The organism is Brevundimonas sp. TWP2-3-4b1, from assembly GCF_049897665.1.
Lineage (GTDB): Bacteria > Pseudomonadota > Alphaproteobacteria > Caulobacterales > Caulobacteraceae > Brevundimonas > Brevundimonas subvibrioides_B.
In genome coordinates this window covers 83,308-109,385 of sequence record NZ_JAFCWQ010000001.1, presented here as the reverse complement: position 1 = coordinate 109,385, position 26,078 = coordinate 83,308, and the positions used below count along the sequence as shown (strand labels likewise).

At 68.5% G+C, this 26,078-nt stretch carries 30 protein-coding genes; 16 read left to right on the top strand and 14 right to left on the bottom strand.

The annotated features are described in order from the left end of the window. The first annotated feature begins 192 nt into the window (after positions 1 to 192). From ACP7A5_RS00600 to ACP7A5_RS00540, 13 genes are all read left to right on the top strand, one after another. Positions 193 to 513 carry a YerC/YecD family TrpR-related protein gene (locus ACP7A5_RS00600; RefSeq protein ID WP_426040097.1) on the top strand — a complete coding sequence of 107 codons (321 nt, stop codon included), beginning with the start codon at positions 193 to 195 and terminating at the stop codon, positions 511 to 513. A 7-nt stretch (positions 514 to 520) separates the two neighbouring features. Further along, on the top strand, positions 521 to 1,402 hold the full coding sequence (gene hisG / locus ACP7A5_RS00595) for an ATP phosphoribosyltransferase (protein ID WP_426040096.1): 882 nt from the start codon (positions 521 to 523) through the stop codon (positions 1,400 to 1,402). Then, positions 1,402 to 2,709 carry a histidinol dehydrogenase gene (gene hisD / locus ACP7A5_RS00590; RefSeq protein ID WP_426040095.1) on the top strand — a complete coding sequence of 436 codons (1,308 nt, stop codon included), beginning with the start codon at positions 1,402 to 1,404 and terminating at the stop codon, positions 2,707 to 2,709. Before hisG ends, hisD begins: the two co-directional genes overlap by 1 nt. Beyond that, the gene (gene hisB / locus ACP7A5_RS00585) at positions 2,706 to 4,145 is read left to right on the top strand and encodes an imidazoleglycerol-phosphate dehydratase HisB (protein WP_426040094.1); all 1,440 of its coding nucleotides are present in this window, start codon (positions 2,706 to 2,708) and stop codon (positions 4,143 to 4,145) included. The genes hisD and hisB overlap by 4 nt, the downstream gene beginning before the upstream one ends. Positions 4,146 to 4,308: 163 nt before the next feature. After that, positions 4,309 to 4,905 carry an imidazole glycerol phosphate synthase subunit HisH gene (gene hisH / locus ACP7A5_RS00580; protein WP_426040093.1) on the top strand — a complete coding sequence of 199 codons (597 nt, stop codon included), beginning with the start codon at positions 4,309 to 4,311 and terminating at the stop codon, positions 4,903 to 4,905. Continuing rightward, entirely contained in the window at positions 4,902 to 5,636 is a 735-nt protein-coding gene (gene hisA / locus ACP7A5_RS00575; RefSeq protein ID WP_426040092.1) for a 1-(5-phosphoribosyl)-5-[(5-phosphoribosylamino)methylideneamino]imidazole-4-carboxamide isomerase, read from the top strand. The genes hisH and hisA overlap by 4 nt, the downstream gene beginning before the upstream one ends. Positions 5,637 to 5,670: 34 nt before the next feature. Next, entirely contained in the window at positions 5,671 to 6,438 is a 768-nt protein-coding gene (gene hisF, locus ACP7A5_RS00570; protein WP_426040091.1) for an imidazole glycerol phosphate synthase subunit HisF, read from the top strand. 147 nt (positions 6,439 to 6,585) lie between these two features. Continuing rightward, on the top strand, positions 6,586 to 7,209 hold the full coding sequence (gene hisIE / locus ACP7A5_RS00565; RefSeq protein WP_426040090.1) for a bifunctional phosphoribosyl-AMP cyclohydrolase/phosphoribosyl-ATP diphosphatase HisIE: 624 nt from the start codon (positions 6,586 to 6,588) through the stop codon (positions 7,207 to 7,209). Positions 7,210 to 7,247: 38 nt separating this feature from the next. Beyond that, positions 7,248 to 8,705: a glucose-6-phosphate dehydrogenase gene (gene zwf / locus ACP7A5_RS00560; protein ID WP_426040089.1), complete on the top strand. Its 1,458-nt coding sequence runs from the start codon at positions 7,248 to 7,250 to the stop codon at positions 8,703 to 8,705. 144 nt (positions 8,706 to 8,849) lie between these two features. Further along, the gene (gene pgl / locus ACP7A5_RS00555; RefSeq protein ID WP_426040088.1) at positions 8,850 to 9,557 is read left to right on the top strand and encodes a 6-phosphogluconolactonase; all 708 of its coding nucleotides are present in this window, start codon (positions 8,850 to 8,852) and stop codon (positions 9,555 to 9,557) included. Continuing rightward, complete coding sequence (gene edd / locus ACP7A5_RS00550; RefSeq protein WP_426040087.1) at positions 9,557 to 11,431, top strand: phosphogluconate dehydratase; 1,875 nt, start codon at positions 9,557 to 9,559, stop codon at positions 11,429 to 11,431. The genes pgl and edd overlap by 1 nt, the downstream gene beginning before the upstream one ends. After that, on the top strand, positions 11,428 to 12,396 hold the full coding sequence (glk, locus tag ACP7A5_RS00545) for a glucokinase (RefSeq protein ID WP_426040086.1): 969 nt from the start codon (positions 11,428 to 11,430) through the stop codon (positions 12,394 to 12,396). The genes edd and glk overlap by 4 nt, the downstream gene beginning before the upstream one ends. An 82-nt stretch (positions 12,397 to 12,478) precedes the next feature. Continuing rightward, entirely contained in the window at positions 12,479 to 12,745 is a 267-nt protein-coding gene (locus ACP7A5_RS00540; protein WP_426040085.1) for a hypothetical protein, read from the top strand. A gap of 84 nt (positions 12,746 to 12,829) precedes the next feature. Here ACP7A5_RS00540 and ACP7A5_RS00535 read toward each other — a convergent pair whose 3' ends face one another. The 6 genes from ACP7A5_RS00535 to ACP7A5_RS00510 form a co-directional block, all read right to left on the bottom strand. Beyond that, on the bottom strand, positions 12,830 to 13,633 hold the full coding sequence (locus tag ACP7A5_RS00535) for a DUF1295 domain-containing protein (RefSeq protein ID WP_426040084.1): 804 nt from the start codon (positions 13,631 to 13,633) through the stop codon (positions 12,830 to 12,832). Positions 13,634 to 13,687: 54 nt separating this feature from the next. After that, positions 13,688 to 14,038, bottom strand: a complete 351-nt coding sequence (locus ACP7A5_RS00530) for a hypothetical protein (RefSeq protein ID WP_303694129.1) — start codon at positions 14,036 to 14,038, stop codon at positions 13,688 to 13,690. A gap of 14 nt (positions 14,039 to 14,052) precedes the next feature. After that, positions 14,053 to 15,360, bottom strand: coding sequence for a homogentisate 1,2-dioxygenase (gene hmgA, locus ACP7A5_RS00525; protein WP_426040083.1), 1,308 nt, complete (start codon positions 15,358 to 15,360; stop codon positions 14,053 to 14,055). Between the two features lie 191 nt (positions 15,361 to 15,551). Then, a complete protein-coding gene (locus tag ACP7A5_RS00520) occupies positions 15,552 to 16,673 on the bottom strand; it encodes an acyl-CoA dehydrogenase family protein (protein ID WP_426040082.1) in 1,122 nt (373 codons plus the stop codon). Positions 16,674 to 16,677: 4 nt separating this feature from the next. Then, positions 16,678 to 17,856, bottom strand: coding sequence for an acyl-CoA dehydrogenase family protein (locus tag ACP7A5_RS00515; RefSeq protein ID WP_426040081.1), 1,179 nt, complete (start codon positions 17,854 to 17,856; stop codon positions 16,678 to 16,680). Between the two features lie 262 nt (positions 17,857 to 18,118). Continuing rightward, positions 18,119 to 18,373 carry an Lrp/AsnC ligand binding domain-containing protein gene (locus ACP7A5_RS00510; protein WP_426040080.1) on the bottom strand — a complete coding sequence of 85 codons (255 nt, stop codon included), beginning with the start codon at positions 18,371 to 18,373 and terminating at the stop codon, positions 18,119 to 18,121. Positions 18,374 to 18,418: 45 nt separating this feature from the next. Here ACP7A5_RS00510 and ACP7A5_RS00505 point away from each other — a divergent pair, with 45 nt between their 5' ends. Together ACP7A5_RS00505 and ACP7A5_RS00500 are read left to right on the top strand one after the other, a co-directional pair. Then, positions 18,419 to 19,237, top strand: coding sequence for an alpha/beta hydrolase (locus ACP7A5_RS00505; protein ID WP_426040079.1), 819 nt, complete (start codon positions 18,419 to 18,421; stop codon positions 19,235 to 19,237). Between the two features lie 60 nt (positions 19,238 to 19,297). Further along, complete coding sequence (locus ACP7A5_RS00500; protein WP_426040078.1) at positions 19,298 to 21,157, top strand: monovalent cation:proton antiporter-2 (CPA2) family protein; 1,860 nt, start codon at positions 19,298 to 19,300, stop codon at positions 21,155 to 21,157. Between the two features lie 37 nt (positions 21,158 to 21,194). Here ACP7A5_RS00500 and ACP7A5_RS00495 read toward each other — a convergent pair whose 3' ends face one another. Then, positions 21,195 to 21,584: a hypothetical protein gene (locus ACP7A5_RS00495; RefSeq protein WP_426040077.1), complete on the bottom strand. Its 390-nt coding sequence runs from the start codon at positions 21,582 to 21,584 to the stop codon at positions 21,195 to 21,197. Positions 21,585 to 21,744: 160 nt separating this feature from the next. Between ACP7A5_RS00495 and ACP7A5_RS00490 the strand changes: the two genes are divergently transcribed. After that, a complete protein-coding gene (locus ACP7A5_RS00490) occupies positions 21,745 to 22,053 on the top strand; it encodes a hypothetical protein (protein ID WP_426040076.1) in 309 nt (102 codons plus the stop codon). Here ACP7A5_RS00490 and ACP7A5_RS00485 read toward each other — a convergent pair. From ACP7A5_RS00485 to ACP7A5_RS00455, 7 genes are all read right to left on the bottom strand, one after another. Continuing rightward, positions 22,025 to 22,690, bottom strand: coding sequence for a DUF4126 domain-containing protein (locus tag ACP7A5_RS00485; protein ID WP_426037241.1), 666 nt, complete (start codon positions 22,688 to 22,690; stop codon positions 22,025 to 22,027). The genes ACP7A5_RS00490 and ACP7A5_RS00485 overlap by 29 nt on opposite strands. A 52-nt stretch (positions 22,691 to 22,742) precedes the next feature. Continuing rightward, positions 22,743 to 23,030 carry a GNAT family N-acetyltransferase gene (locus ACP7A5_RS00480; protein WP_426040075.1) on the bottom strand — a complete coding sequence of 96 codons (288 nt, stop codon included), beginning with the start codon at positions 23,028 to 23,030 and terminating at the stop codon, positions 22,743 to 22,745. Positions 23,031 to 23,097: 67 nt separating this feature from the next. Further along, the gene (locus ACP7A5_RS00475; protein ID WP_426040074.1) at positions 23,098 to 23,487 is read right to left on the bottom strand and encodes a hypothetical protein; all 390 of its coding nucleotides are present in this window, start codon (positions 23,485 to 23,487) and stop codon (positions 23,098 to 23,100) included. Positions 23,488 to 23,497: 10 nt separating this feature from the next. Continuing rightward, positions 23,498 to 24,178 (bottom strand): DUF4870 family protein, encoded by a 681-nt coding sequence (locus ACP7A5_RS00470; protein WP_426040073.1) that lies wholly within the window; start codon positions 24,176 to 24,178, stop codon positions 23,498 to 23,500. A 72-nt stretch (positions 24,179 to 24,250) separates the two neighbouring features. After that, positions 24,251 to 24,775 (bottom strand): 6-pyruvoyl trahydropterin synthase family protein, encoded by a 525-nt coding sequence (locus tag ACP7A5_RS00465; RefSeq protein WP_426040072.1) that lies wholly within the window; start codon positions 24,773 to 24,775, stop codon positions 24,251 to 24,253. 85 nt (positions 24,776 to 24,860) lie between these two features. Further along, on the bottom strand, positions 24,861 to 25,235 hold the full coding sequence (gene folB, locus ACP7A5_RS00460; protein ID WP_426040071.1) for a dihydroneopterin aldolase: 375 nt from the start codon (positions 25,233 to 25,235) through the stop codon (positions 24,861 to 24,863). A gap of 8 nt (positions 25,236 to 25,243) precedes the next feature. After that, the gene (locus tag ACP7A5_RS00455) at positions 25,244 to 25,996 is read right to left on the bottom strand and encodes an SDR family oxidoreductase (RefSeq protein WP_426040070.1); all 753 of its coding nucleotides are present in this window, start codon (positions 25,994 to 25,996) and stop codon (positions 25,244 to 25,246) included. Between the last annotated feature and the right edge of the window lie 82 nt (positions 25,997 to 26,078).

Below are 26,078 nucleotides of genomic sequence, written 5' to 3'. Positions count from 1 at the left end.
ACGTCGCGAAGACGCGCCGCGCCACCCTCACCGACGGTGGGATTTCTGACGGGTCAAGACATCCCGGAACATCGCGGCAAGCTTTGCGAGGACGCGGTTCTGGAGCAGGACGGCGACGCCCTCATCCGCAAGAGGCAGGGTCGTGACTCAGCCCTTGACCGTTCCACTGTTACAGCATAGTGGAACGCGCAGATGTCCGATCCTATTTCCCGCAAGGCCGTGAACAAGGCCGCCGACGACCGGATGGCGCTGTACGACGCCCTCCTGTCGCTGAAGACGCCTGCCGAGCTGGACGCCTTCCTGTCCGACCTGTGCACCCCCGCCGAACTGCGCGCCTTCGCCGAGCGCTGGGCCGTGGCGAGACTGCTGGACGAGAAGTCCAGGACCTATCGCGAAATCGCCGTGGAAGCGGGCGCCAGCCCGACAACCGTCGTCCGCGTCGCGCGTTTCCTGCGCGAAATGAACCATCAGGGCTATCGCCTCGTCCTGGACCGAATGAACAAGAAAGCCTGACCTCCCCATGAGTACCGTACAGGGGCGACTTCGCATCGCCGTGCAGAAATCCGGCCGCCTGGCCGACCGCAGCCTCGACCTGGTGCGGGATGCCGGCCTTCGCGTCGTGAAGGGCGCCAACGACCTGCTCTACAAGGTCGAGAACTATCCGATCGACCTGCTGCGGGTGCGCGACGACGACATCCCGACCTTCGTGGCGGATGGGGTCTGCGACCTCGGCATCGTCGGCGAGAACGTGCTGGAGGAAGGCAAGAACGGTGGCGCGAACGCCTCGGTGATCATGCCGCTGGGTTTCGGCAAGTGCACGCTGAAGCTCGCCTGTCCGCCCACGCTCGACTACGCCGGACCGACGTCTCTGGAGGGGCTGCGGATCGCGACCTCCTATCCGAAGATCCTCAAGCGTTATCTGGATGAGCGTGGGATCCGGGCCGAGACCGTCGTCATGCGCGGGGCCGTCGAGGTGGCCCCGCGGCTGAAACTGGCCGCGGCGATCTGCGACCTGGTTTCCACGGGAGCAACGCTGGAAGCCAACGGCCTGGTCGCCAAGGAGACGGTGTTCGAAAGCCAGGCCGTGCTGATCCGGTCGCCCGTGGCGCCGGAGCCGGGGCTGCAGCACCTGCTGGATTCGATCATCGAGCGGATGGCCGGCGTGGTGTCCTCGCAGGGGGCCAAATATGTCATGCTGAACGCCCCGCGCTCGGCCCTGGACGAGATCACGGCGATCCTGCCGGGCGCCGGCGCGCCGACGGTGATGCCGCTGATGGGCCGGGACGATGCGGTCGCGGTCCATGCCGTGTGTCAGGAGGCCGTCTTCTGGGAGACGCTGGAGAAGCTCAAGCGGGCGGGCGCCTCGTCCATCCTGGTCCTGCCGATCGAGAAGATGATGTGATGAAGCGGTTCGACTGGTCATCGCTGGATGCGGCGGGGCGGAAAGACGCTCTCGCCCGGCCGAAACGGCGCTCGGAGACGCGTGTCGGCGACGTCGTGCGCGCGATCTTTGACGACGTGCAGGCGCGCGGCGGCGCGGCCGTGACCGAGTGGGCGATCAAGCTGGACGGCGCGCCGCCGCGGCGCATCGCCATCACCGACGCCGTGGTCGCCGAGGCGCGCAACGCCCTGCGCCCGGCGGATACGCGGGCGCTGCGGGTCGCGGCGGAGAATGTGCGTGTCTTCCATCAGGCCACGACTCCCGAGGATTCGAAACGGGTCGAGACGACGCCGGGCGTGACCTCGCGGATCGTCTGGCGCCCCATCGGTGCGGCCGGTCTCTATGCGCCCGGCGGGACGGCGCCGCTGTTCTCGTCCCTGCTGATGCTGGCCATTCCGGCGGGCGTCGCGGGCGTGACGACCCGCGTCGCGGTGACCCCGCCGTCGAAGGACGGTTCGGCGCATCCGGCGATGATCCTCGCCGCCGCCGAGGCCGGGCTCGACGCCCTGTGGCTGCTGGGTGGAGCCCAGGCGATCGCCGCCATGACCTTCGGCGTGACGCTCGACGACGGCGAGATTCCCGCCTGCGACAAGCTATTCGGGCCGGGCAACGCCTATGTGGCCGAGGCCAAGCGGTATGCGTCGTCCCTGCCCGGCGGGCCGTCGGCGGACATGCCGGCGGGGCCTTCGGAACTGCTGGTCATCGCCGACCGGTTCGCCGATGCGGAGTTGGTCGCGGCCGACCTGTTGAGCCAGGCCGAACACGACGCCGACGCCCAGGTCGTTCTGGTCGCCGACCGGGCCGCGACGATCGACGCGGTGCTCGAAGCGGTCGAGGAGCAGGTCTCCACCCTGCCCCGCGAAGCCATCGCGCGCGCGTCTCTGGCCGAAGCGCGGGCGGTGCTGGTCGCCGATCTGGCCGAGGCCATCGCAGTGTCGAACCTCTATGGCCCCGAGCACCTGGCCCTGCATGTCGAGGACGCCGAAAAGCTGGTGCCCTCGATCCGGGCGGCGGGCGCGGTCTTCGTCGGGCGCTGGGCGGCCGAGACCCTCGGCGACTATGCGGCGGGGCCGAGCCATGTCCTGCCGACCGACGGCGGGGCGCGGACGCTGGGCGGCATCACGACGTCCAGCTTCATGACCTCCATGTCGGTGCAGACGGTGACCGAAGCCGGCGCCGAACGGCTGGGGCCGATCGCGGCGCGGCTGGCGCGGCTCGAGGGGCTGGAGGCCCATGCCCGGGCAGCCGATCTGAGGAGCGTGCCGTGACCCTGCCTGCCCCCTATGCCCCCCTCGTCTCCGGCGGCGAGGGCCTGGAGAATTATCCCGGCGAGGCGTCGGCGCTGCAGGCGCGGATGGCGCAGATCTATGGCGTTGCGGCCGGTCAGGTGCTGGCGGTGCGGGGCCTGAGCCACGGGCTGGAACTGGTCTGGCGACTGGCGGCGCGCGACGGCCGGTCGGTCGAGGCGCCCGACGCCGAGCCCTATGCCGGACTGAGCCGCATCTATCGCGCCAGCGACGGCGAACGGGCGGCGGTGGTGATCCGCGCTCTGGGCTCTGCGGAAGCGGTGGCCGAGATGGCGGAACGGGTCGCGCCGGCCCTGCTGGTCGTCGACGAGGGGCTGGTCGAGTTCGCGGATGCACCGTCGGCGACGCCCCTGATCGCGGACCACGCCAATCTGGTCGTCCTGCGTAGCCTGTCGCTGGCCTATGGGCTGGCCGGGGCGCGGGTCGGGGCGGCGCTGGGTCAGACGCAGACGCTGGCGAAACTGGCCGAGGTGGTCGAACCCTACGCCCTGCCCGAGCCTGTGGTGCGGCTGGCGATCCAGGCCCTGGACCCGTCGCGGATGATCGAGACAGGGGAGCGGATCGCCTCGGTGCGGCGCGAACGCGAGCGGCTGGTGCGCGAGATCGGCCGGGCCATGGTGGTCGAGAGCGGCGTCGGGCCGATCCTGATGGCGCGTCCGTCGGACATCGAGGCGACGCTGGCCGAGTTGGCAAGATACGGGGTGGCGGCGGACCGGCCCAGAACCGGAGATCGCGACCGGCTGAGGCTGCCGGTTTCGATCAAGGCGGAGGTCAACGACCGGCTGTTGACGGCGCTCGGCCTGGCGCCCGCCAAGACGCGGCCGCACCGGGTCGGGCAGGCCGTGCGCGACACGAAAGAGACGCGCATCGTCTGCGCCGTCGATCTAGACGCGACCGGGCCGATCCGGATCGAGACCGGCGTCGGCTTCTTCGACCACATGCTGGAACAGGTGGCGGCGCACGGCGGGTTCTCGCTGCGCCTCCAATGCGAAGGCGATCTGCACACGGATCCGCACCACACGATCGAGGACAGCGCCATCGCCTTGGGCCAGGCGCTGAAACAGGCGCTCGGCGAGCGGCGCGGCATCCAGCGGTATGGCTTCGTCCTGGCCATGGACGAGGCCCAGGCCAAAGTGGCCATCGACCTGTCGGGACGGCCCTATCCCCTGTTCGAGGGGACGTTCGCGACGCCCTTCATCGGCGAGTATCGCACCGACCTGACGGCCCACGTCTTCCGCTCGCTGGCCGAGGCCATGGGGGCGGCGGTGCATATCTCGGTCACCGGCGACGACGACCACCACAAGACCGAGGCCGTCTACAAGGGCTTCGGCCGGGCGCTGCGGCAGGCCATCCGGGTCGAGGGCGACGCCGTGCCGAGCACCAAGGGGGTGCTGTGATGCGGGCGAACCCTTTCCTTCTCCCTGTGGGAGAAGGTGGCGAGCGCAGCGAGACGGATGAGGGTCGGGTCTCACCGGTAGCGCACGACCCTCACCCTTTCGCGCAATACCGATCGCTGACGCTCCCGGGCGCTCAAGCCCTCTCCCACCGGGAGAGGGCGCGGTGATCGCCATCGTCCATCTCGGCGCGGGGAACACCGCGTCCGTCCAGTTCGCGCTGGAGCGGCTGGGCGCCGAAGTCATCGTGACCTCGGACGCCGCCGTGATCGCGGAGGCCGAGCGCATCGTCCTGCCGGGCGTCGGGGCGGCGGGCTACGCCATGGAGCGGATGGGCGCCCTCGGCCTGACCGACATCATCAAGAGGTTCGAACGGCCGCTGCTGGGCCTGTGCCTCGGCCAACAGTTGCTGTTCGCCGAGAGTGAGGAGAACGGCGGGGCGACGATGCTCGGGTTCATTCCCGGACGGGTCACCCGGATGCCTGTCCGCGACGACCTGCCGGTGCCGCACATGGGCTGGTCCCAGCTCCATGGGCTGGCCGACGACCCGATCCTGCAGGGCGTTCGCGAGGGCGACTATGCCTATTTCGTGCATTCCTACGTCTGTCCCGATACCGATGCGACCATCGCCTGCGCCGACTACGGCGCCAAGGTTCCGGCCATGGTGCGACAAGGCAATCGCTGGGGCTGCCAGTTTCACCCGGAGCGTTCGGCGAAGGCCGGCGCGCAAATCTTGCGAAACTTCCTGGAGCTCGACGCATGATCGTCTATCCCGCCATCGATCTGCGGAACGGCGTCTGCGTGCGGCTGATGCACGGCCGGTTCGATCAGGTGACCGAGTATGATCAGGTCCCGGCCGCGCGGCTGGCGGCGTTCGTCGCCGAGGGCGCGACCTGGGTCCACATCGTCGACCTGGACGGCGCCGAGGCCGGCCGCGCGGTGCAGCACGCCCTGGTCGGCGAACTGGCCGGCAGTATCGAGGTCAAGATCCAGTCAGGCGGCGGCGTGCGCGACGTGGACGATGTGGAGCAGCTGCTGGCTGCGGGCGTATCGCGGGTCGTGGTCGGATCGCTGGCGGTCAGCAATCCGGTCGTGGTGGCGGCATGGCTGGAGCGATTCTGCCCGGATCGGATCACTCTGGCGTTCGACGTTCGGGTCGGCGAGGACGGGGTTCCCGTACCCTCGTTGAAGGGCTGGACCGAGGCGGCGGGGCTGGACCTGTGGGCGGCGCTGGATCGCTATCCGGTCGGGACGCTGAAACATGTGCTGATCACCGACGTGGGCCGGGACGGGGCGCTGACCGGGCCGAATCTGGAGCTGCTGGCCGAAGTGCTGGAGCGGCGGCCGGAGCTGAAGGTGCAGGCATCGGGCGGGGTCTCCTCGCTGGAGGACCTGCTGGCGGCGAAGGCCATCGGTTGCGACGGCGCTATCGTCGGTCGGGCGATCTACGAGGGCCGGTTCACCGCGCGACAGGCGATCGAGGCTGTGACTTGACCGCCTCCTCTTTTCTCAAGAAGCGAGTCGTCCAATGACGGCTCGACGCATCATCCCCTGCCTGGACGTCAAGGACGGCCGGGTCGTGAAGGGCGTGCGGTTCGAGGGGCATGTCGACATGGGCGACGCCTGCGAACTCGCCGCCCGCTATCGCGACGAGGGCGCCGACGAACTGGTCTTCTATGACATCACCGCGAGCCCCGAGGGGCGCACGCTGGACTATGGCTGGGTGCGGGATATCGCCAGGCTGCTGGACATTCCCTTCTGCGTGGCGGGCGGAATCCGCAGCGTGGATCAGGCGGCGGCCTGTCTCGACAACGGGGCGGACAAGGTCTCGATCAACTCGCCGGCACTGGAGCGGCCTGAGCTGATCTCCGAGATAGCCGAGCGGCTGGGGTCGCAGTGCGTCGTCGTCGGCGTCGATAGTCGGCGCGAGGACGGCGACTATGTCGTGCACAAATACACTGGCGATCCCGATGCGCGGCGGCTCGCCGGGCGGCGGACGATGGACTGGATCGTCGAGGCGCAGGAGCGCGGCGCCGGCGAGATCGTGCTGAACTGCATCGACCAGGACGGGGTGCGCAAGGGCTATGACACGGCGCAGCTGGCCGATGCACGGTCGCGACTGACCATTCCTCTGGTGGCCTCGGGCGGGGCCGGGGCGGCGTCGCATTTCCTCGACGTGTTCGACCGGGCGAACGTGTCGGGCGCGCTGGCGGCCAGCGTGTTCCACTCCGGACAGATCGCGGTGCCTGATCTGAAGGCGTTCCTGGCGGGCGCGGGTGTTGAGGTGCGGCAGTGACGACCCTCTCCATGCATCCCCGCGAAGGCGGGGACCCAGGTTTTCAGACGATCGGGCAGACCCGGCTCGTCCCTCACATCAATCCCGGACGCCGTGCGTCACAAAAGAACTGGGTCCCCGCCTTCGCGGGGATGCACGGAACCTAAGATGATCGATCCATCCAACCTCGACTTCGCCAAGGGCGGCGGCCTGATCCCGGCCGTGGTGCAGGACGCCGACACGCTTCAGGTGCTGACGCTCGCCTATATGGACCGGGCGGCGCTGGAGGAGACGATCGCGTCGGGAGAGGCGACCTTCTTCTCGCGCTCGCGCGGCGGCCGTTGGCGCAAGGGCGAGACCAGCGGCAACCGGTTGACGGTCGTATCGATCACGCCCGACTGCGACGGCGACGCCCTGGTGCTGGCGGTGCGGCCGATGGGGCCGGCCTGTCACCTCGGGACGACCAGCTGTTTCGGCGATGCGGACGCGCCGGGCCTGGGCCGGATCGCGCGGCTGGAACGGACCATCGCCGAACGCGCGAGCGCCGATCCGGAGAGCAGCTGGACGGCGAAACTCCTGGCGCAGGGGCCCAAGCGGGCCGCACAGAAGGTCGGCGAGGAGGGCGTGGAGACGGCCCTGGCCGGCGCCGCCGGGCCTGATGAAGAAGTCGCATCCGAAGCGGCGGACCTGATCTACCACTTGCTCGTTCTGTTACGGGCGCGTCACTTGTCGTTTCAGGCGGTGCTGGACGTGTTGGCCTCGCGCGAGCGACCGGCCAAACAACCACAATAGACGACGGGGCCTCGTCCCCGACAGGGAGACAGGCAAGCATGACGGCTCTGGTGCTGTTCGGCGGCGGCGGCGATCTGGCGATGCGCATGCTGCTGCCCTCGCTTTACTTCCTGGAGCACGACGGCCTGTTGCCGGACGGGCTGAAAATCATCGGCGCGGCCCGCTCCGAGGAGAGCCGGGACGAGTATGTGGAGAAGGTCCGCGCGGCCGTCGAGGGCAAGGCGAAGGCCGACGACGCCTGGGATGACGCCAGCTGGAGCCGGATGAAGGCGCGGCTCGACTATCTCGCCGTCGACGCCACCTCGGCGGAGAGCCTGAAGCCGCTGAAGGACAAGGTGGGCGACGGGTCCTGCACAAGCTTCCTCGCCGTCTCGCCGTCGCTTTACGCCAGGATCGTCACGGCCATGCGGGCGGCGGGTCTGGCCGAGCCCGAAGACCGGGTGGTGCTGGAGAAGCCGGTCGGGCGCGATCTCGAGAGCTTCCGCGCCATCGACGACGCGGTCGCCGACGCCTTCTCGGAACAGCAGGTGTTCCGCATCGACCACTATCTCGGCAAGGAGACGGTCCAGAACCTGATCGCGCTGCGCTTCGGCAACGTCATCTTCGAGCCGCTGTGGAACAACCTGTCGATCGACCATGTCCAGATCACGGTCGGCGAGACGGTCGGGGTCGGCGACCGCTGGCCCTACTACGACGAATACGGCGCCCTGCGGGACATGCTGCAGAACCACATGCTGCAGCTGTTGTGCCTGGTGGCGATGGAGCCGCCGTCTGACCTCGATCCGGACTCGGTGCGCAACGAGAAGGTCAAGGTCATCCGGTCCCTGCGCCCCATCACCGAAGAGGACGCCGAACGCACCACCGTGCGGGGCCAGTATGTTTCGGGCACCGTCGAGGGCCAGCGCGTTCCGGGCTACGACGAGGAACGCGGGGCGGACTCGGACACCGAGACCTTTGTCGCCATCCGCGTGGACATCGACAACTGGCGCTGGGCCGGGGTGCCGTTCTTCCTGCGCACCGGGAAGCGACTGCCCGAGAAGCGGACCGAGATCGTCATCCAGTTCAAGCCGGTGCCGCACTCGATCTTCGGCGACAACGGCCACGAGGAAGACAGCGCCAACCGCATGGTCATCGAGCTGCAGCCCGAGGAAGACATCTCCCTTACGGTCATGAACAAGAAGCCGGGTCTGGATCAGCGGATGCAGCTTCAGCCGATCCAGATGTCCCTGTCGTGGGGCGTAGGCGGGGCCGGGGACAAGCCGCCGCGCCGCCGGATCGCCTATGAGCGGCTGCTGCTCGATGCGCTGAACGGGGATTCGACCCTGTTCGTGCGCCGCGACGAGGCGGAAAAGGCCTGGGAGTGGGTCGACGGCGTGTCGCAGGCCTGGGTCGACGGCAAGGTGAAGCCGCAGCCTTATCGGGCGGGAACGTGGGGCCCGGATGCCGCCGACATGCTGATGGTGCGGACCGGCCGGGACTGGAACACGCAGGCATGACCCGCTTCACTCCGTGCATTCCCGCGAAGGCAGGGACCCAGGCCTTTGGGCGATCAGCGGCGCCGTGTGAGCCCCGCCGCCAACGGACCTTGTGCCTCACGACAGAACTGGGTCCCCGCCTTCGCGGGGATGCACGGAAATAATATGGCCGAAATCGAGACCTTCCCCACCCTCGACGCCTGGTCGGCTACGATCGCCGGCCGCATCGAAGAATCGCTGGCCGCCGCCGTGCTCGCCGACGGCAGGGCCCTGTTCGCCGGTCCCGGCGGCTCGACCCCGTCCCCTGTCTATGCCCGTCTGGCCCAGGCCGACATCGGCTGGGACAGGGTCGCGGTCACCCTCGTCGACGAGCGCTATGTGCCCGAGACCGACCCGGAATCGAACGCGCGGCTGATCAAGGCCGTGCTGCTCCAGGGGCCGGCGTCACGGGCGACCTTCCTTCCGCTGTACCATTCCGAGGTCACGGTCGACCGGGCGGCGGCGGTGGCGGCGCACAGGCTGGCCGAGGCCGGCGGGCGGTTCGACGCAGTGCTTCTGGGCATGGGCGAGGACGGGCACATCTGCTCGATGTTCCCCGGCAGCCCGACGCTGAAGACCCTGTTGTCGCCGACGCTGAAGCCCACGGTGCTGGGCGTGCCGCACGGGCGTGACGGGATGGCGCCGAGCCTGGAGCGGATCTCGATCAACCTGCCGTACCTGATGTCGGCGGGTCGGGTGATCCTGGGCCTTAAAGGCGCAGCCAAGCGTTCGGTGTTCGAGCGGGAGGCCCAAGGCGATCCGGCCGTGCAACCGATCGCGGCGATGATCGCCGCCAAGGTCCCGCTCGAAATCGTCTGGACGGAGGCCGGTTGATGGCACTGCATCCTGTTGTCGCGGAGGTTACAGCCCGCATCATCGAACGCAGTCGCGAGACGCGGACCGACTACATCCGCCGCATGGACGCGGCGCGGGACGCGGGGGTCGGTCGCGCCAAGCTGTCGTGCGCCAACTGGGCCCATGCCTTCGCGGGCCAGACCATCGCCGACAAGCTGAAGGTGATGGACGGCAAGACGCCCAATGTCGGCATCGTCACCGCCTACAACGACATGCTGTCAGCGCATCAGCCGTTCGAACGCTTCCCGGATGTGATCCGCAAGGCCACCCGCGAGGTCGGCGCGACGGCGCAGGTCGCGGGCGGCACGCCCGCCATGTGCGACGGCGTCACCCAGGGGCGGCCGGGGATGGAACTGTCGCTGTTCAGCCGCGACGTCATCGCCATGTCGGTCGGGGTCGCCCTGACCCACGACGCCTTCGACGCAGCCATGATGCTCGGCGTCTGCGACAAGATCGTGCCGGGCCTGTTCATGGGGGCGCTGGCGTTCGGCCACCTGCCCGTCGTGTTCGCCCCCGCAGGGCCGATGCCCTCGGGCATTCCGAATGCCGAAAAGGCGCGGGTGCGGGCCGAGTATGCGCAGGGCAAGGTGGATCGCCAGACCCTGCTGGAAAGCGAGATCGGCTCCTACCATTCGCCCGGCACCTGCACCTTCTACGGCACGGCCAACTCCAACCAGATGATGATGGAGCTGGGCGGACTGCATATGCCGTCGACCGCCTTCGTTCACCCGGAGACGGGCCTGCGCGACGCCCTGACGGCGGCCGCTGCGAAGCGGGCGGTCGAGCTGGCCGTCAACGGCGAGTCCCGGATGGCTGACGTCGTGGACGAGAAGTCGATCGTGAACATGATCGTGGCCCTGCTCGCCACCGGCGGATCGACCAACCACGCCATCCACCTGGTCGCCATGGCGCGGGCGGCGGGGGTGCTGATCGACTGGACCGACATGGACCAGCTGTCGTCCGTGACCCCGTTGCTGGCGCGGATCTATCCGAACGGATCAGCCGATGTGAACGCCTTCCAGGCGGCGGGCGGCGTGGCCTTCGTGGCGCGGGAACTGGCCCAGGCGGGCCATATCCATTCCGACGTCACCACCATCATGGGCGGGGGCATCCACCATTATTTCCAGGAGCCGGCGATGATCGACGGCGAGCTGGTCTGGAAGGATGGCGTGGCCGAGAGCCTGGACCGCGACATCCTGCGTCCCGCCTCCGACCCCTTCGACAGCGAGGGCGGCCTGCGGCTGGTGAAGGGCAACCTCGGCAGGGCGGTGATCAAGATCTCGGCCGTGAAGCCGCAGCATCGCAGGGTCGAAGGCCCCGCACGGGTTTTCGATGCCCAGGAGGACGTGCTCGCGGCCTTCCAGGCGGGCGCGCTGGATGGGGGCGGCGTGATCGTCCTGCGCTTCCAGGGGCCGAAGGCCAACGGCATGCCGGAACTGCACTCCCTATCGCCCCTGATGAGCGTGCTGCAGGATCGGGGCGTGCCGATCGCTCTTGTCACCGACGGCCGGATGTCGGGCGCCTCGGGCAAGACCCCGGCGGCCATCCATGTGACGCCGGAAGCGCTGGAGGGAGGGCCGCTGGCCTATGTGCTCGAGGGCGACATCGTCCGACTGGACGCCGAGGCCGGTGTCCTGGCCATCGACGCCGACCTGACCACGCGCGAGCGGGCGCGGCCGAACTCGGTGCAGAGCTGGGGCTATGGCCGCGAGTTGTTCGGCGCCTTCCGCGCGGCAGTGTCGTCGGCCGAGCGCGGCGCCTCGATCTGTTTCGCGGCCGAACCAACGCAGCAGCAACCCGAGATCCGCGATGTCGCCGATCCCAATGTGCAGAACCGGGAGATCGACGCATGAGCGACAGCACCCTTCTCGTCGGCGATGTCGGCGGAACGAATGCCCGCTTCGCCCTCGCCCGCATGGTCGACGGCCAGATCACGCTGGACCACCACGAGAGTTTCCCGGCCGAACAGTATCCGACCTTCCTGAAAGGGGTCGCGGCCTTCGTCGATGGCTGCGATGTCAAACCCTCGGGAGGCGTCATCGCCGTGGCCGGACCGGTGACCGACGGGGCCATCGACCTGACCAACAGCCCGTGGGCGGTGTCGGAAGCCGAGTTGCAGGCACTGGGCCTCAATCCCGTGCGGCTGATCAACGACTTCGAGGCTCTGGCCTGGGGCGCGCCGGTCGTACCGGCGGCGGATCTGGCGCATCTGGGCGGGCCGACCGAAGGCGATCCGCATTCCGCCATCGCGGTGCTGGGCCCGGGCACCGGCTTCGGCGTATCGGCCCTCGCACGGGATATCCACGGTCGGGAAATCGCCCTGCCGTCCGAGGGCGGCCACGCCTGTTTCGCGCCGGGCGATCCGGTCGAGGACGAAATCCTGCGCATCCTGCGCCAGCGCTACGACCGGGTGTCGATCGAGCGGCTGATCTGCGGTCCGGGCCTGCTGAACATGCACCGGGCCCTGGCCCAGATCGACGGCCGCGTGACCCATATCGATGATCCTGCCCAGATCACGAACGAGGCTCTGGCCGACCCGCGCAGCCACTGTGGCGCCACCCTGGCCCGGTTCTGCGCCATCCTGGGCGCCGTGGCCGGCGACGTGGCGTTGACGATGGGTTCGCGGGGCGGGGTCTATATCGCCGGCGGAATCGCGCCCCGCATCCTGCCCTTCCTGAAGGCCAGCCCCTTCCGTGAGCGCTTCGAGAGGAAGGGCCGGTTTCAGGACTATATGGCCGATGTCCCGACCTGGGTGATCACCCACAAACAGGCCGCTCTGCTGGGCGCGGCGCGGGTCGCCTTTGCCGACATCGCGTAACGTCGATCATGTTTTTCTTCACGTACCCGTGAACCTTCCGTGAGGTGGTGCATTTTTTGGGCTTCACTGAAAGGAATTCCCCATGCGTAAACTGATCATCGCCTCCGCCGCCATCGCCCTGGCCGGCTCGCTCGCCGCCTGCGGCGAATCCGCTGCCGACAAGTCTGCCGAAGTCCAGGCTGACGCCCTGGAACAGCAGGCCGCCGCTGCTCCGACCGAACAGCAGGAAACTGCCCTGAACGCTGAAGCTGACCGCATCGAGCAACAGGCCGGTAACGCCGATGGCGGCATGACCACCGCCAACACGCCGAACACCTCGCCTTCGGCTCCAGAAGCCCCGGCCCACTAAGCCGATCGGCACGGGGTGTCATGAACCCCGATTAGCCTTCAGAAGACTACGTAGCCCCCGTCGCGAAAGCGGCGGGGGTTTTCGCTATGTCTTCTTCGGCGGCATCGGGATGAAGGCGCTCGTGCGGCGGATGTAGTCGGCGTATTTCGGCCGGGACTTTCCGATGGCCTTCTCGGTGATGCCGATCCCCGACCAGCGGGTCAGGGTGAAGGTCAGGAAGATCGGCCCGACCACCGAGGCGATCCCGACCCAGCCGGTCTCGGCCGCGATCAGCCACAGCCCCCACCAGACGCAGGCGTCGCCGAAATAGTTGGGGTGGCGGGTGTAGCGCCACAGGCCCGTGTCCAGCACCTTGCCCTTGTTTTTCGGATCCTTGCGGAAGGCGGCAAGCTGGGCGTCACCGACGCTCTCGAAACCGATGCCGACCACGACGACGAGGGCCCCGATCCAGCCGAGCCAGCCGATCGGCCCGTGTTCGACCTGGCCCAGTTGCACCGGCAGGGAGGTCAACCACCCCAGAAACGCCTGGGGCAGGAAGACGAACAGCAGGGCGGTCTTGCCGAAACTCCAGCCGTGCTCCCTCTCCTGGGTCTCGACGATCTCGGCGTAGCGGCCGTCGACGCCGTTCGCGCGCCACCGGCGCAGCAGGTGCCAACCCAGGCGGACGGCCCAGACGGCGCAGAGCCAGAGCAGCAGGAATTTTCGCGTCTGATCGCCGTCGGTGCGGGGGAAGGTGATCAGGGCCAGGAGCAGCATCCCCAAGGGCCAGACGCCGTCGATGAAGCTGACGTCCTTCAGCCGCAGCGCCAGTCCCCAGAGGGCCAGCATCGTCACGGTCAGCAGGACGAGGTTGAGGCCCAGCAGGGCGGCGAGTTCAGGCAGGGTCATGCGACAGAAACGCTAGCATGACCCGCACGGATGCGTCCTGAACCTTGGGGGCCGTCAGTCGACGCACAGGGTGGGGCCGGCGCGGCCATTCTCAACCGGGGTGTTGCAACCGAACGGCAGGTCGTTGGGCGCGCAGACGCCGGTGACCGCTCCCTCGCGCGGACCCGCGGTCTCGGCGCGGCAGTCGCCGAGGCAGTCGTCGCCGTCGCGGCAGACCTTGCCCGCGTCCGGGAAGGGCACGACGCAGCGCGAGGTCTGCAAACGGCCGACGCGCATGATCTCCCCGCCCCGCGCGGCGCAGGCCGCCCCGGCGGTCTGGGTCGGGGCGCCGGCATCCGGGGCCTGTCCAGCCATAGGCGAGCAGGCTGCGGACAACAGGGCGAGGGCCACGATCAGGATGCGCATGGATAGTCCTTAGCTTATTTGGAGACGTCGCCCCGGGCGAAGCCGGTCCAGACGTCGTCGTAGTCGAGCTGCATCGTCGGCGTGGTTTGCGCCCATTCCGTGGTGCGGATCGGGAGACGGGTCTCGAACATGAAGGCCAGGGTGTTGTCCAGCCTGTGCGGCTTGAGGTCGGCCGAGACCGCCTTTTCGTAGCTCGCCTGATCCGGGCCGTGGCCGCTCATGCAGTTGTGCAGCGAGGCGCCGCCGGGGGCGAAGCCGCCCTCCTTGGCGTCATAGGCCCCGGTCACCAGACCCATGAACTCGCTCATGACGTTGCGGTGGAACCACGGCGGACGGAAGGTGTCCTCGGCCACCATCCAGCGCGGCGGGAAGATGACGAAGTCGCAGTTGGCCGTGCCGACCGTGTCCGATGGCGACGTCAGGACGGTGAAGATCGAGGGGTCCGGGTGGTCGAAGCTGACCGTCCCGATGGTGTTGAACCGGGCCGTGTCCCAGCGGTAGGGCGCGTTGTTGCCATGCCAGGCGACGACGTCGAGCGGCGAGTGATCGAAGGTCGTGACCCACAGGCGGCCGGCGTATTTCTGCACGCATTCCGTAGGGCGGGTGACGTCCTCGAAAGCCGCGACCGGGGTCTCGAAATCGCGCGGATTGGCCAGGCCGTTCGAGCCGATGGGGCCCAGGTCCGGCAAGCGGAACGGCGCGCCGTAGTTCTCGCAGACATAGCCGCGGATGGGGCCGCGGGTGGGGCCGCTGCACTCCACGCGGAAGCGCACCCCGCGCGGGATGACGACGATATGGCCGGCGCTGGCCTCAATCCGTCCGAACTCGGTGACGAAGGCGTGTTCGCCCTCCTGCGGCACGATCAGCAGCTCGCCGTCGGCGTCGTAGAAGACGCGGTCCGTCATCGACCGGTTGGCGGCGTAGAGGTGGATGCCGACGCCGACCTGGGCCTCCGCATCGCCATTGCCGCCATAGGTAACCAGGCCCTCGACCCAGTCGGTCGGCGTGGTCGGCAGGGGCAGAGGGTCCCAGCGCATGCGGTTCGGGCTTGGCAGGGCGTCGTGGAAGGGGCCGGAGCGAACGCGACCCTGATCGAACGGCTGATAGGCCGGATGCTGGGCCGAAGGGCGCAGGCGGTAGAGCCAGCTGCGGCGGTTCTCGGCGCGCGGGGCGGTGAAGGCCGTGCCGCTGAGTTGCTCCGCATAGAGGCCCATCGGCGTCTTCTGCGGCGAGTTCCGGCCGATCGGCAGGGCGCCGGGGACGGCCTCGGTGGCGAAGTGGTTGCCGAAACCGGTCAGATAGGTCGCGCTGTTCAGCGTCATGCAGAGTCTCCCTGACGCCGACTTAGCCCTTCTCCCCTTGCGGGAGAAGGTGGCGAGCGAAGCGAGACGGATGAGGGGTTACACCGACCTCTCCGATCCAACCGCTGGTGTGACCCCTCACCTGATCGCACAAGGACGACGGCTGCGCCGCCGTGTGCGCTCTCCCTCTCCCGCAGGGGGAGAGGGTCGGATCAGTAGCCGCTCGCCCGCGCCAGCTTCTCGGCGTGGAAGCCGGCGTCGCCGAGCAGTTCGTTCAGCACCCGCACCCGCTTCATATAGAGGCCGACATCGTACGCCTCGGTCATGCCGACGCCGCCGTGCATCTGGACCGCTTCCTGGACCGCCAGCTCCGCAACGCGGCCGGCCTTGGCCTTGGCAATGGAGACGGCGAGGTCGGCTTTCGGCGCGCCGGCGTCGAGGCGCTGCAGGGCGCCGAGGACGGCGGCCTTGGCCAGCTCCAGCTCGGTGAACAGGTGGGCGGCGCGATGTTGCAGGGCCTGGAACTCGCCGATCAGCTTGCCGAACTGTTTGCGGGTCTTGAGGTATTCGACCGTGGTCAGGAAGGCCTGGTCGCCAGCGCCGGTCAGACAAGCGGCGGCGCAGGCGCGGCCAAGGTTCAGTGCGCCATCGAGGGCCGCCTCGCCCGCATCGACGTCGCCGATGACGGCGTCAGAGTCGACGTGGACGTCGGTCAGGGTGATGCGGGCGGCGTTGTGGGCGTCGACCATGACAGTGCGCTCGATCTCGACGCCAGAGGTCTTCGGATCGACGAGGAACAGGGTCAGGCCGGCATCCGTCTTGGCCGCCACGATCAGGGCGTCGGCGATGTGGCCGTCGAGGACGAAGCCCTTGGCGCCGTTGAGCTTGAAGCCGTTGCCGCTGCGTTCGGCCGTGGTGGCGATCCGCGACGGCTGGTGTTTCGGCCCCTCATCGAGAGCCAGTGACAGAATGGCCTCTCCGGCCGCGATCTTCGGCAGCCAGGCGGACTGCTGATCGGCGGAAGCCGCGTCGATCAGGATGCGGGCGGCCAGGATCGACGAGCCGAAGAAGGGCGAAGGCGTCAGGGTGCGGCCCAGACCCTCGGCCACAATGCCCGCCTCGACCGCGCCGAGGCCGGAGCCGCCGTGTTCCTCGGGGATGATAACGCCGGCGAATCCCATCTCGCCGAACGCCTTCCACAGGTCGCGCGACACGCCATCAGCATCTTTCATGTCCCGCAGTTTGCGGAAGTGGGCGATGGGCGCGTTTTCGCTGAGGAAGCCGTCGGCGGCGTCCTTCAGCATGGTCTGCTCTTCAGTCAGGATCAGGGGCATGGGCTCAGGCTCCCGGCAGCTGAAGCAGGTGTTTGGCGATGATGTTCAGCTGAACCTCGGAGGTGCCGCCCTCGATCGAATTGGCCTTGGTGCGCAGCCAGTCGCGGGCCGGCGTGCCCTTGTGCGAGCGCTCGCTCTCCCACTCCAGGGCGTCCGAGCCGCCGGCGGCCATGGCCAGTTCATGGCGACGCTTGTTCAGCTCCGAGCCATAGTATTTCAGCATCGAGGCGATGGCCGGAGAGACCTGTTTGGCCTTCACCTGGTCGCCGACCCGCTCCATCGAAAGGCGGAAGGCGGCGGCGTCGATCTCCAGATCGGCGATCTTCGCGCGCAGCATGGGTTCGTCGAGACGGCCGGTGTCGTCCAGACCGATCGAGTCCACCGCCACCTGGCTCATCGGCCGGCCGATGTCGCCGATGCCGCCGATCATGGTGCGTTCGTGGGCCAGCAGGGCCTTGGCGACGTCCCAGCCGCGGTTCAGCGTCCCGATCAGGTTCTCCTTCTCGACGCGGACGTCGTCGAAGAAGGTCTCGCAGAAGGCGGACTTGCCGGAGATCAGCTCGATCGGCCGGGTCGTCACCCCCGGGGTCGCCATGTCAAACAGGACGAAGGAGATGCCGAGGTGTTTCGGCGCCTCAGTATCGGTGCGGATCAGGCAGAAGATCCAGTCGGCCTTGTCGGCGTAGGAGGTCCAGATCTTCTGGCCGTTGATGATCCAGTGGTCGCCCCTGTCCTCGGCGCGGGTCTGGACGGCGGCCAGGTCGGAACCGGCGCCGGGTTCGGAATAGCCCTGGCACCAGCGAATCTCGCCACGCACGATCTCGGGCAGGAAGCGCTTCTTCTGTTCCTCGGTGCCGAACTGCAGCAGGGCCGGGCCCAGCATCCAGACGCCGAAGGACGACAGGGGCATCTGGGCGTCGATGCGGCGCATCTCCGAGGCCAGGACCTTGGCCTTTTCCCGGTCGAGACCGCCGCCGCCGTACTCGGTCGGCCATTGGGGCGCGGTCCAGCCGCGCGCGGCCATGACGTCCATCCAGCGCTTGTGGGCCGGGGTCTTGAAGGTTGCGTTGCGGCCGCCCCAGACGCGGTCCTCGTCATTGTCGAGCGGACCGCGGCATTCCGCCGGGCAGTTCGCCTCAAGCCAGGCGCGCGTCTCCGCGCGGAAGGATTCCAGATCGGCCATGGTTCGCTCCCTGACGCCTGTGCCTGCGCCTCTGGGGGACAGGTTAGCAGCGATCAGTCTGGATAAGCCACCGTGACGCGGCGTCAGCTTCGAGCGTTTTGTCTCCTCCCTGTCCGCCGCTCGGCGGATGGGGAGGTGGCTCGGAGGCGGAGCCGGAGAGACGGAGGGGGTCCTGGTCGCGGCAAGAATCCCTCCGTCAGCTCGCAAGGGCTCGCCGCCACCTCCCCATGCGCAAGCGCGCACGGGGAGGTGGCGCCGGGCGTCACTTGCTGGGCAGGAAGGGCGAGAAGGTGATGACGGTGAAGGTGTCGCGGATGTGGGGGCGGGTCTGGACCGACTTCGTGACGAAGGTGCCGATGTCCATCTCCCGGGGCAGCTGGAACTTGGCCAAGAGGTCGTACTGGCCCGAGGTGGAATAGACCTCCGAGACATATTCGACATTGTCGACCATGTCGGCGGCGACGTCATTGGCGTGGCCCAGCTCGCATTTGATGAAGACGAAGATGGCGGTCATCATGGTCGTGGGCTCCGGTGTTCGGTGGCCTGAGTAGCGGATGCGCACGTGAGCGATAAGCCCCCCCAATCAGACGTGGATCTCGAAGCCGGGTACAACAACCGCGCGGCCGTGCCCGATCACGCCGCCGTCATGGCCAGGTGGAAGGCGGATGCGGAGACGGCTCGGGCGCTCCATCCGCCGACCGCCCTGCCCTACGGCCCCGGCAAGCGTGAGGTCATGGACCTGTTCGAGGCCGGGCCGGACGCGCCGGTCGCGGTCTTCAGCCATGGCGGATACTGGCAGGCGCTGGATCGATCGTGGTTCAGCTGGATCGCGCCGGCGTTTCTGACGCATGGCGTCAGCCTGGCCGTACCGTCCTATGACCTGTGTCCCGATGTGCGGCTGGGGCGGATCGTCGGCGAGATTCGGGATGCGGTGGAGTTGATCCGCACGCGGACCGGCAGGCGGCCGGTCGTGTTCGGCCATTCCGCCGGCGGGCATCTGGCGGCCTGCATGCTGTCGGAGGGACGGGCTTCGGCGGCCGTCGCGATCTCGGGCCTGTTCGATCTGGAGCCGCTGATCCCGACCTCGCTCAACGATGCGCTGCGGCTGGATGCGCGCGAGGCGGCCGCCCTGTCGCCGGTTCACTGGCCCGCCCCGAACGGATCGACGCCGGGCGGGACGGTTCTGGACTGCGTCGTCGGGGCGGACGAAACGAGCGAGTTCGTGCGCCAGTCGCGGGACATGGCGAACTTCTGGGGCGGCAAGGGGGTGAAGACGCGGTTCGAGGCCCTGCCGGGCCTGAACCACTTCACCGTCCTGGACCCGCTGGGCGACCCGGAGAGCGGGCTGGTGAAGCGGATCGTGGAGCTGGCGCAAGCCTGACGCCCCTCGCAATCGCGGCAAAGCGTCGCCACTATAGGGGCTCGCGGCACGGGACGGATCATGGCGGAACCGACGGGAATGGGTCTGGGCCACGCGGTGGCGCTGCTGGCGGCGGCGGTCGTCGCCGTGCCCCTGTTCAAGCGGTTCGGCCTCGGCGCTGTGCTGGGCTATCTGGCCGCCGGTCTGATCCTGGGACCGTCGGCCCTGGGCGTCGTGCGTGAGCCGGAAACCATGCTGCATGTGGCCGAGATCGGCATCGTGCTGTTCCTGTTCATCATCGGACTGGAGATGCGACCGGCGCGGCTGTGGAGCCTGAGGCGGGAAATCTTCGGCCTCGGCGCCGTGCAGGTGATGACCTGCGCCGTCCTGCTGACTGGCGCCGCACTGCTTGCGGGCCTGCCCTGGTATGCAGCGGTGATCGCCGGCTTCGGCTTCGCCCTGTCGTCCACGGCCATCGTCATGCAGCTGCTTGAGGAGCGAAACGAGAAATCCGGACCGGCGGGCCAGCGGGTCGTGTCGGTGCTGGTGTTCGAGGACCTCTCCATCGTACCGCTGCTCGCGATCGTCGCCGCCCTGGCTGGGGCCTATGGCACCGCCGTGGAGGCCGCGAGGCCGGTCTGGATCACCATCGGGTCTGCGGTCGCGGCCGTGGCCGGGGTCTATGTCGCGGGGCGCTGGCTGGTGAACCCCCTGTTCCGCCTTCTGGCGCGCTACGGCGGGCGCGAGGTCATGACCATGGGCGCGCTGGTCGTGGTGCTGGGCTCCGCCTTTGCCGTCAGTCTGGGCGGACTATCCATGGCCATGGGCGCCTTTCTGGCGGGCGTGCTGCTGTCGGAATCGACGTTCCGGCACCAGTTGGAGGCCGATGTGGAGCCGTTCCGCGGCATCCTGCTTGGCCTGTTCTTCCTGGCCATCGGCATGTCGCTGGACCTCGCCGTGGTCGTGCGCGACTGGGCCTGGGTGCTGGGCGGGGTCGTGGCCTTCTCGGCGCTGAAGATGATCGGCGTCTATGCCGTCGCCCGGCTGAAACAAAGCCACGGCGAAGGGCTGTTGCGCGCCGCCCTGATGGGCGAAGGCGGGGAGTTCGCCTTCGTCCTGTATGCGACGGCGGGGGCGGCCGGCCTGTTCGATCCGCGCATGGCGGCGATCCTGTCGGCGATGGTCATTCTGTCGATGGCCCTCACACCGGTTCGGCTGTTCATCGCAGACAGGCTGAGACCTGACGAGGCGCTGGATCCGGACGAGGCGGATGGCGTGGACCGGGCCGCGAACCTGCGCGAGCGGGTGTTGATCATCGGTTTCGGCCGGTTCGCCCAGGTCGTGGCGCAGCCGCTGCTGGCCCGCGACATCGATGTGTCGATCATCGACATGGACGTGGAGATGATCCAGGCGGCCGGAAAGTTCGGCTTCAAGGTCTATTACGGTGACGGCTCGCGCCTGGACGTGCTGCGCGCGTCGGGCGCCGAGGGGGCCGAGACCATCCTGGTCTGCGTCGACAAGCCTGAGGCGGCGGACCGGATCGTGGAACTGGTCAAGGCCGAGTTCCCGCTGACCAAACTGTTCGTGCGCGCCTATGACCGGGGCCATTCGATCCGGCTGATCAACGCGGGCGTCGAGTTCCACATCCGCGAGACCTTCGAAAGCGCCCTGGCGTTCGGCGAGCATGTGTTGAAGGACCTCGGCTTCTCCGAGGACGAGGCGCGCGAGACGATCGAGGACGTGCGTCGTCGCGACGAGGAGAGGCTCATCCTCCAGGTCACCGGCGGGCCACAGGCCGGCCGCAGCCTGTGGAGGAACAACACCTCGACCCCGCAGCCCGAACCTTACGTCAAGCCCCGTCGCGAGGCCCAGGCCCTGAACGAGGACGCCGCCGAGGTCATGACCGCCGAGGAGCGAGAGCGGCAACAGGAAGAGGCCTGAGGTCGCCAGCCCGGGCCTGCTCCAGGGTCTGTGGACTCTAGCGGCGCGTGACGATCCAGTCGTCACCGTCGCGACGGGCGGTCCAGGGCACACCTTCCCAGTCGAGGAAGTTCAGGATCGTGTCGGGATGGGCCGACCCCGCACCGAAGGGCGAATGGTCGAACCGCCGCGCATCGGCGTCCCACCTCGCACGCCAGCAGCCTCCGTCCCAGGTTTGATAATGGATGACGGTGTCTTCGTGCCCCGCGTCGGCGTCTCTGGCCGTATGCAGAAACCGTTCGCCGTCGAGGCTCGCCCGCCACAACGAGCCGTCGCAGGTGATGTAGGGGATTTCCGTGACTACGCGTTCCTGCGTCGCTGCGGGCTCGCTCGCGGCCCCCGCGATCAGACCCAGCGCCCCCCCGACTCCCGCCTGAATCTCATGCATGGTTTCCCTCCGGACCGCTCAAGCCTAGCCGTTTGGGTCGGGGGAGTCAGCCCCTGCTGCGGCGCCCCGGCAACAGTCGGGGACGACAAACACAACTCTCCGCGAAGGCAAGGAACAGCTTGACCACATCGCCATTGTGCTCCGTGAAAAAGGATTGCCGATGCCGACGAAAAAGCCGAACAAGCCCGACCTGAGACTCGTCGTCGAATCCGAGGTCTATGACCTCATGCGCGCGCCCGAAAGCACCACCGAACGGGTCAGGCGCCTACAGATGGAAGCACGCGCCCTGGCCATTGAGCAGGTCGAGGCGCTGGAAAAAATCCTGAACGACGCGGCGACCCTGGCCGACGAGATCGCCAAGGGCGGCGACGCATATCCGGTCGGGGCAAGGGAAATCGCTTCGCGCCTGGCCGACGACCTGCCGGCCAAGGCCGAGACCATCAAGGCGATCGTGTCGCGCCTGCCGTGACGCCGTCACGGGCGTAAAGCCTCTGCCGCAGGCGCTTCGCGAGGCGGAACACCAGAACCGCCAGGACGATCAGCACCACCGGAACGAGGATCGGGGCCAGGAAGGCCAGGATCACCGTGCAGAAGGCCAGCACGTCCTCGATCAGGGACAGGACCGGATTGCCGACGCCGCCGGTCGTCGCGGTGGAGGTCAGGCGGGCTCCTCCCTGGGCGGCGTTGAAGGCGAAGGCGGTCGGCGCGCCGACGATGACCCCGGCGATGGCGGCCGTGGTCGGGTCGAGGCCGGCGAAGACGCTGCCCGCCGCGACCGCTCCAGCGACCGGCCTGGTGAAGGCGCCCAGTACGTTGAGGCCGTGATCGACGACGGGGATCTTGTCGCCCGCGAACTCGACGACCGCAGCGACGCCGAGCGCCGCAATGGCGGGCCAGTCCGCCAGCCAGTCCATCTGGTCGTTCAACTGGATGCCGAACAGGCCGAACCGCGCAGCGAGGGCCAGCATCAGCAACGGCAGGAAGGTGCGCAGACCCGTCGCCGAGGCGAGGCCGAGCCCCAGCAGGGCTGGCAGGACCCAGGTCTGGAGCGGACCGGCAGCGGCGCCGAGCCCTTGCTGAACGGCTTGAAGGTCGATGCTGTCCATCCTTGCTCCTGCGCGTCCGTTGGGGGGCGAATGACGTAGCGCCCCGAAACGTTTAGCCGACCACGTCGGCGTAGTCCCGATGCCGCCTGAACCAGGCGACCGCATAGCTGCACACCGGCGTCAGCCTATGGTTCCCGGCGCGGGCGTGGTCGGCGAGGTTCTGCATGAATTTGCCCGCCGCGCCTGACCCACGCAGTTCGTCTTCGGCCTCGACGTGAAGGAGGGCGCGACGGTTTCCCTGAACAGAATAGTCGGCCCAGACGCGGCGGGTTTCGCCGTCGGCGTCGGTAAAGCCCTGTTCGTAGCGTTGCTCGGCCGCGACGTCGCGGAAGTCGGTCATGAATATCCCCTCAGCACCGGGGTCAAACCCCTTAGGGCGGCGCACCGTTCCGTATGGTCACGCCTGATCAGGCGGGCTTGTCCGACATCAGGTTCACTATGCCGAGAATGCTCTTCACCGTGAACCAGATGCTGAGCAGGAACCACAGGGCACCGAACAGCAGCAGGAACGGGATGCCGATCAGGATGATCGACGCCGCCATACTGATCGCGATCAGGACCCACAGGGCGATGGTCCACCAGAAGACCGACCAGAACAGCGCGATCTGGGCCTCGATATGCTGGCGCGGGAGACCGGTGGCGGAGCCGCGCGCGGCGTAGGCGACGACCAGTCCGACCAGGACCAGCACATTGGCCGACGGAATCGACAGGATGTAGAGGCCCCAGGCGATCAGGGCGGCGGGCTTGCCCTCGGCCTCGTGGCCGGGCTCGAGCCGAGGTTGCGACGCGTCGGACATGGGGACTCTCCTAGAACAGCCAGGCGCGGGGGCGCTCGATCGGACGGCCCGCCTTGAGTTTCAGAACGCCGCCGGCCCCGCGAAGGATCAACCACACCGCCAGAACGAACAGAACGAAGACGCCAAGACCCACGGCGATCAGGATGGCGCCGAGCAGGGCGACGACGGCGCCGGCCCACAGGGTACGCTGCTGGAACATGAAATGGCTGGCGGTCACCTCGCCTTGCGGGCCGGCACGGCCGGTGACGGCCAACAGGGCGATCAGGGCCGAGACGCCCAGGGTCGGCACGGCGAACAGGATCAGGGCGTAGACGGCGTAGATGCCCATGGCGCCGTCTACGGGCGCAGGTTGTTCGCCGCGACGGGCGAAACTGCCGACGGGTTGTTCGAAGATCGGCGTCTCGCGGGCCCACTGCGGGATCGGCTCCGGTGTGGGCGCCGGGGTGGGAATCGGGGTCGGGGCGGCGATCTCGGGAACCGGGGTGTCCACCGGGCCGGGCTCCGCGACGACAAGCTCGGGCTCGGGCTCGGGCTCGGGAGTCGTCGCTTGGGGTTCAGGCTCGACCGGGCGCGGCGCGGGCGCGCGCATCTGACCCTCCAGCGCGGCGGGCGAGGCGAAACCGATCAGGTCGTCGTCATGCAGCTCCGGATCAGAGTTCTGGGGCGCATTGGGATCGCCGGGCTCGGCCATCGGGGTCCTCGCGTTCATGGTCAGGACAATGGCGGGGCCGCCGGTCGGAGGCAAGCCGAACCGCGCGTAACCTTACCCCTTCAGGTCGTTGATCGACAGATCGGCCCGGTCGATCCAGCTTCCAGCGGCCCAGGCCCGTTCGGCGGCGCTCAGGTGCTCGCCGATGATGATGGCGTTGGTCGGGGTCTCTTCCAGAGTGAGTTCGACGCAGCGGTAGGGCGAGCCGTCGTCGGCCAGGATGGCGTCCAGCTTGCGACGCAGGGCGACCGCGAAGGCCTCGGTCGTCGGATCGCCGTCGAACACCATCAGGCGGTCGACCCGCTGAGGCTCGTTCGCCTGGAACCAGGCCAGCATGGGATCGGCGCCGTTCAGCTGGAAGGCGTGATCCACGGCCTTGTCGATGAAACCGTGCCAGCGGCCTTTCAGCGTTTCGAACGAAGTGACGAAGTTCGAGGCGCCGAAATCCATCTCCGCCTCCGTGGCCAGTACGACGTGGACGAACTCGTTGTGGCCATGCGGCACCGCGCACCGCGACGCGGGGTCGGAGAGCAGGCGGTGGGCCATCGAGAAACGGCGGGTAAAACGAACCTGGGGCATTGCGCGGCGACATGTCGTGCCGAAAGCCGGCAAAGGCAAGGCTGGAGCCGAATCAGCAGCCCCCTCGTCCTTCGGCCGAGACCCTTCAGCGTCTGTAGGTCAGTTCGCACCCGGCCCCGTCGGCGGCCTCCAGCGCGTCCGGCTTGTCGATCCGCACGGTCACGCCGAGCACCCGGGCATTCTCCAGACAGTGCAGGGCCAGCCGCTCGGCGAAGGTCTCGACCAGGCCGACGTGGCCCTCGGCGATGATGCGGCGGGCGGAGGCGGCGACGGTCTCGTAGTTGATGGTGTCGGCCAGGCCGTGGACCTCGGCGGGACCGAGATCGAGGGTCACGTCGATGACCAGGGTCTGCAGCCGGCCGTGCTCGTGGTCGTAGATGCCGATGCCGGCCTCGACCCGCAGGCCCTTGACGAAGACGGTCAGGTTGGCGCGCCGGGCGGCCGAAAGGGGTTGAATCACGGCGGGGTTCACTCGGCGATGTCGGGGGTCTGCCAGGCCAGGTGCTGGCCGCCGTCCACGGCGATCATCTGGCCGGTGACCGAGCGGGCGTCAACGAGATAGACGACGGCTCCCGCGATGTCCTCTGGCGACGGGCCGTGGCCCAGAGGCATGGCGGCCTGTTCGGCGGCGAACTCGGCCTCCGACTGATGGATCGAGGCCAGGGTCGGACCAGGGCCGACGCCATTCACGCGAATGCGAGGCGCCAGCGCCTGGGCCAGGGTCCGCGTCGCCCACCACAGGCCGTTTCGCGACAGGGCATAGGAGAAGAAGCGCGGGTCGGGCTTCAGCACCCGCTGGTCCAGCAGGTTGACGATCGAGGCGCCGTCGGGGGCCTGGGCGGCGAAGGCCTCGGCCAGGACGAGGGGGGCGCGAAGGTTGGTCTCGAGATGCAGGTCCCAGGTCTCGCGGGACAGGCTGCCAACACGGTCATCCTCGAACACAGAGGCATTGTTGACCAGGACGGAGATCGGGCCAAGCACCTCGACCGCCGCCGGAATCAGGGCGCGGGTCCCGGCCTCGTCGGCCAGGTCGGTGGGCAGGACCGCAGCGCGCCGACCGAGCGCGCGCACCTCTTCGGCCAGCTGCTCCGCGTCCGCGACCGAATCCCGATGGTGGATAGCGACGTCATGGCCGCGCGCGGCCAGAGCCAGCACGATGGCGCGGCCGATCCGGCGCGCACCGCCCGTGACGAGCGCCGCGCCGCGCCGGAGTTCAGTCAACCCGGCCGAACTCGAACAGGTTAATGGCGCCGAGAACGGCGACGAAGCCGAGGATGATGTAGAGGGCCAGCATGGGGAGTTC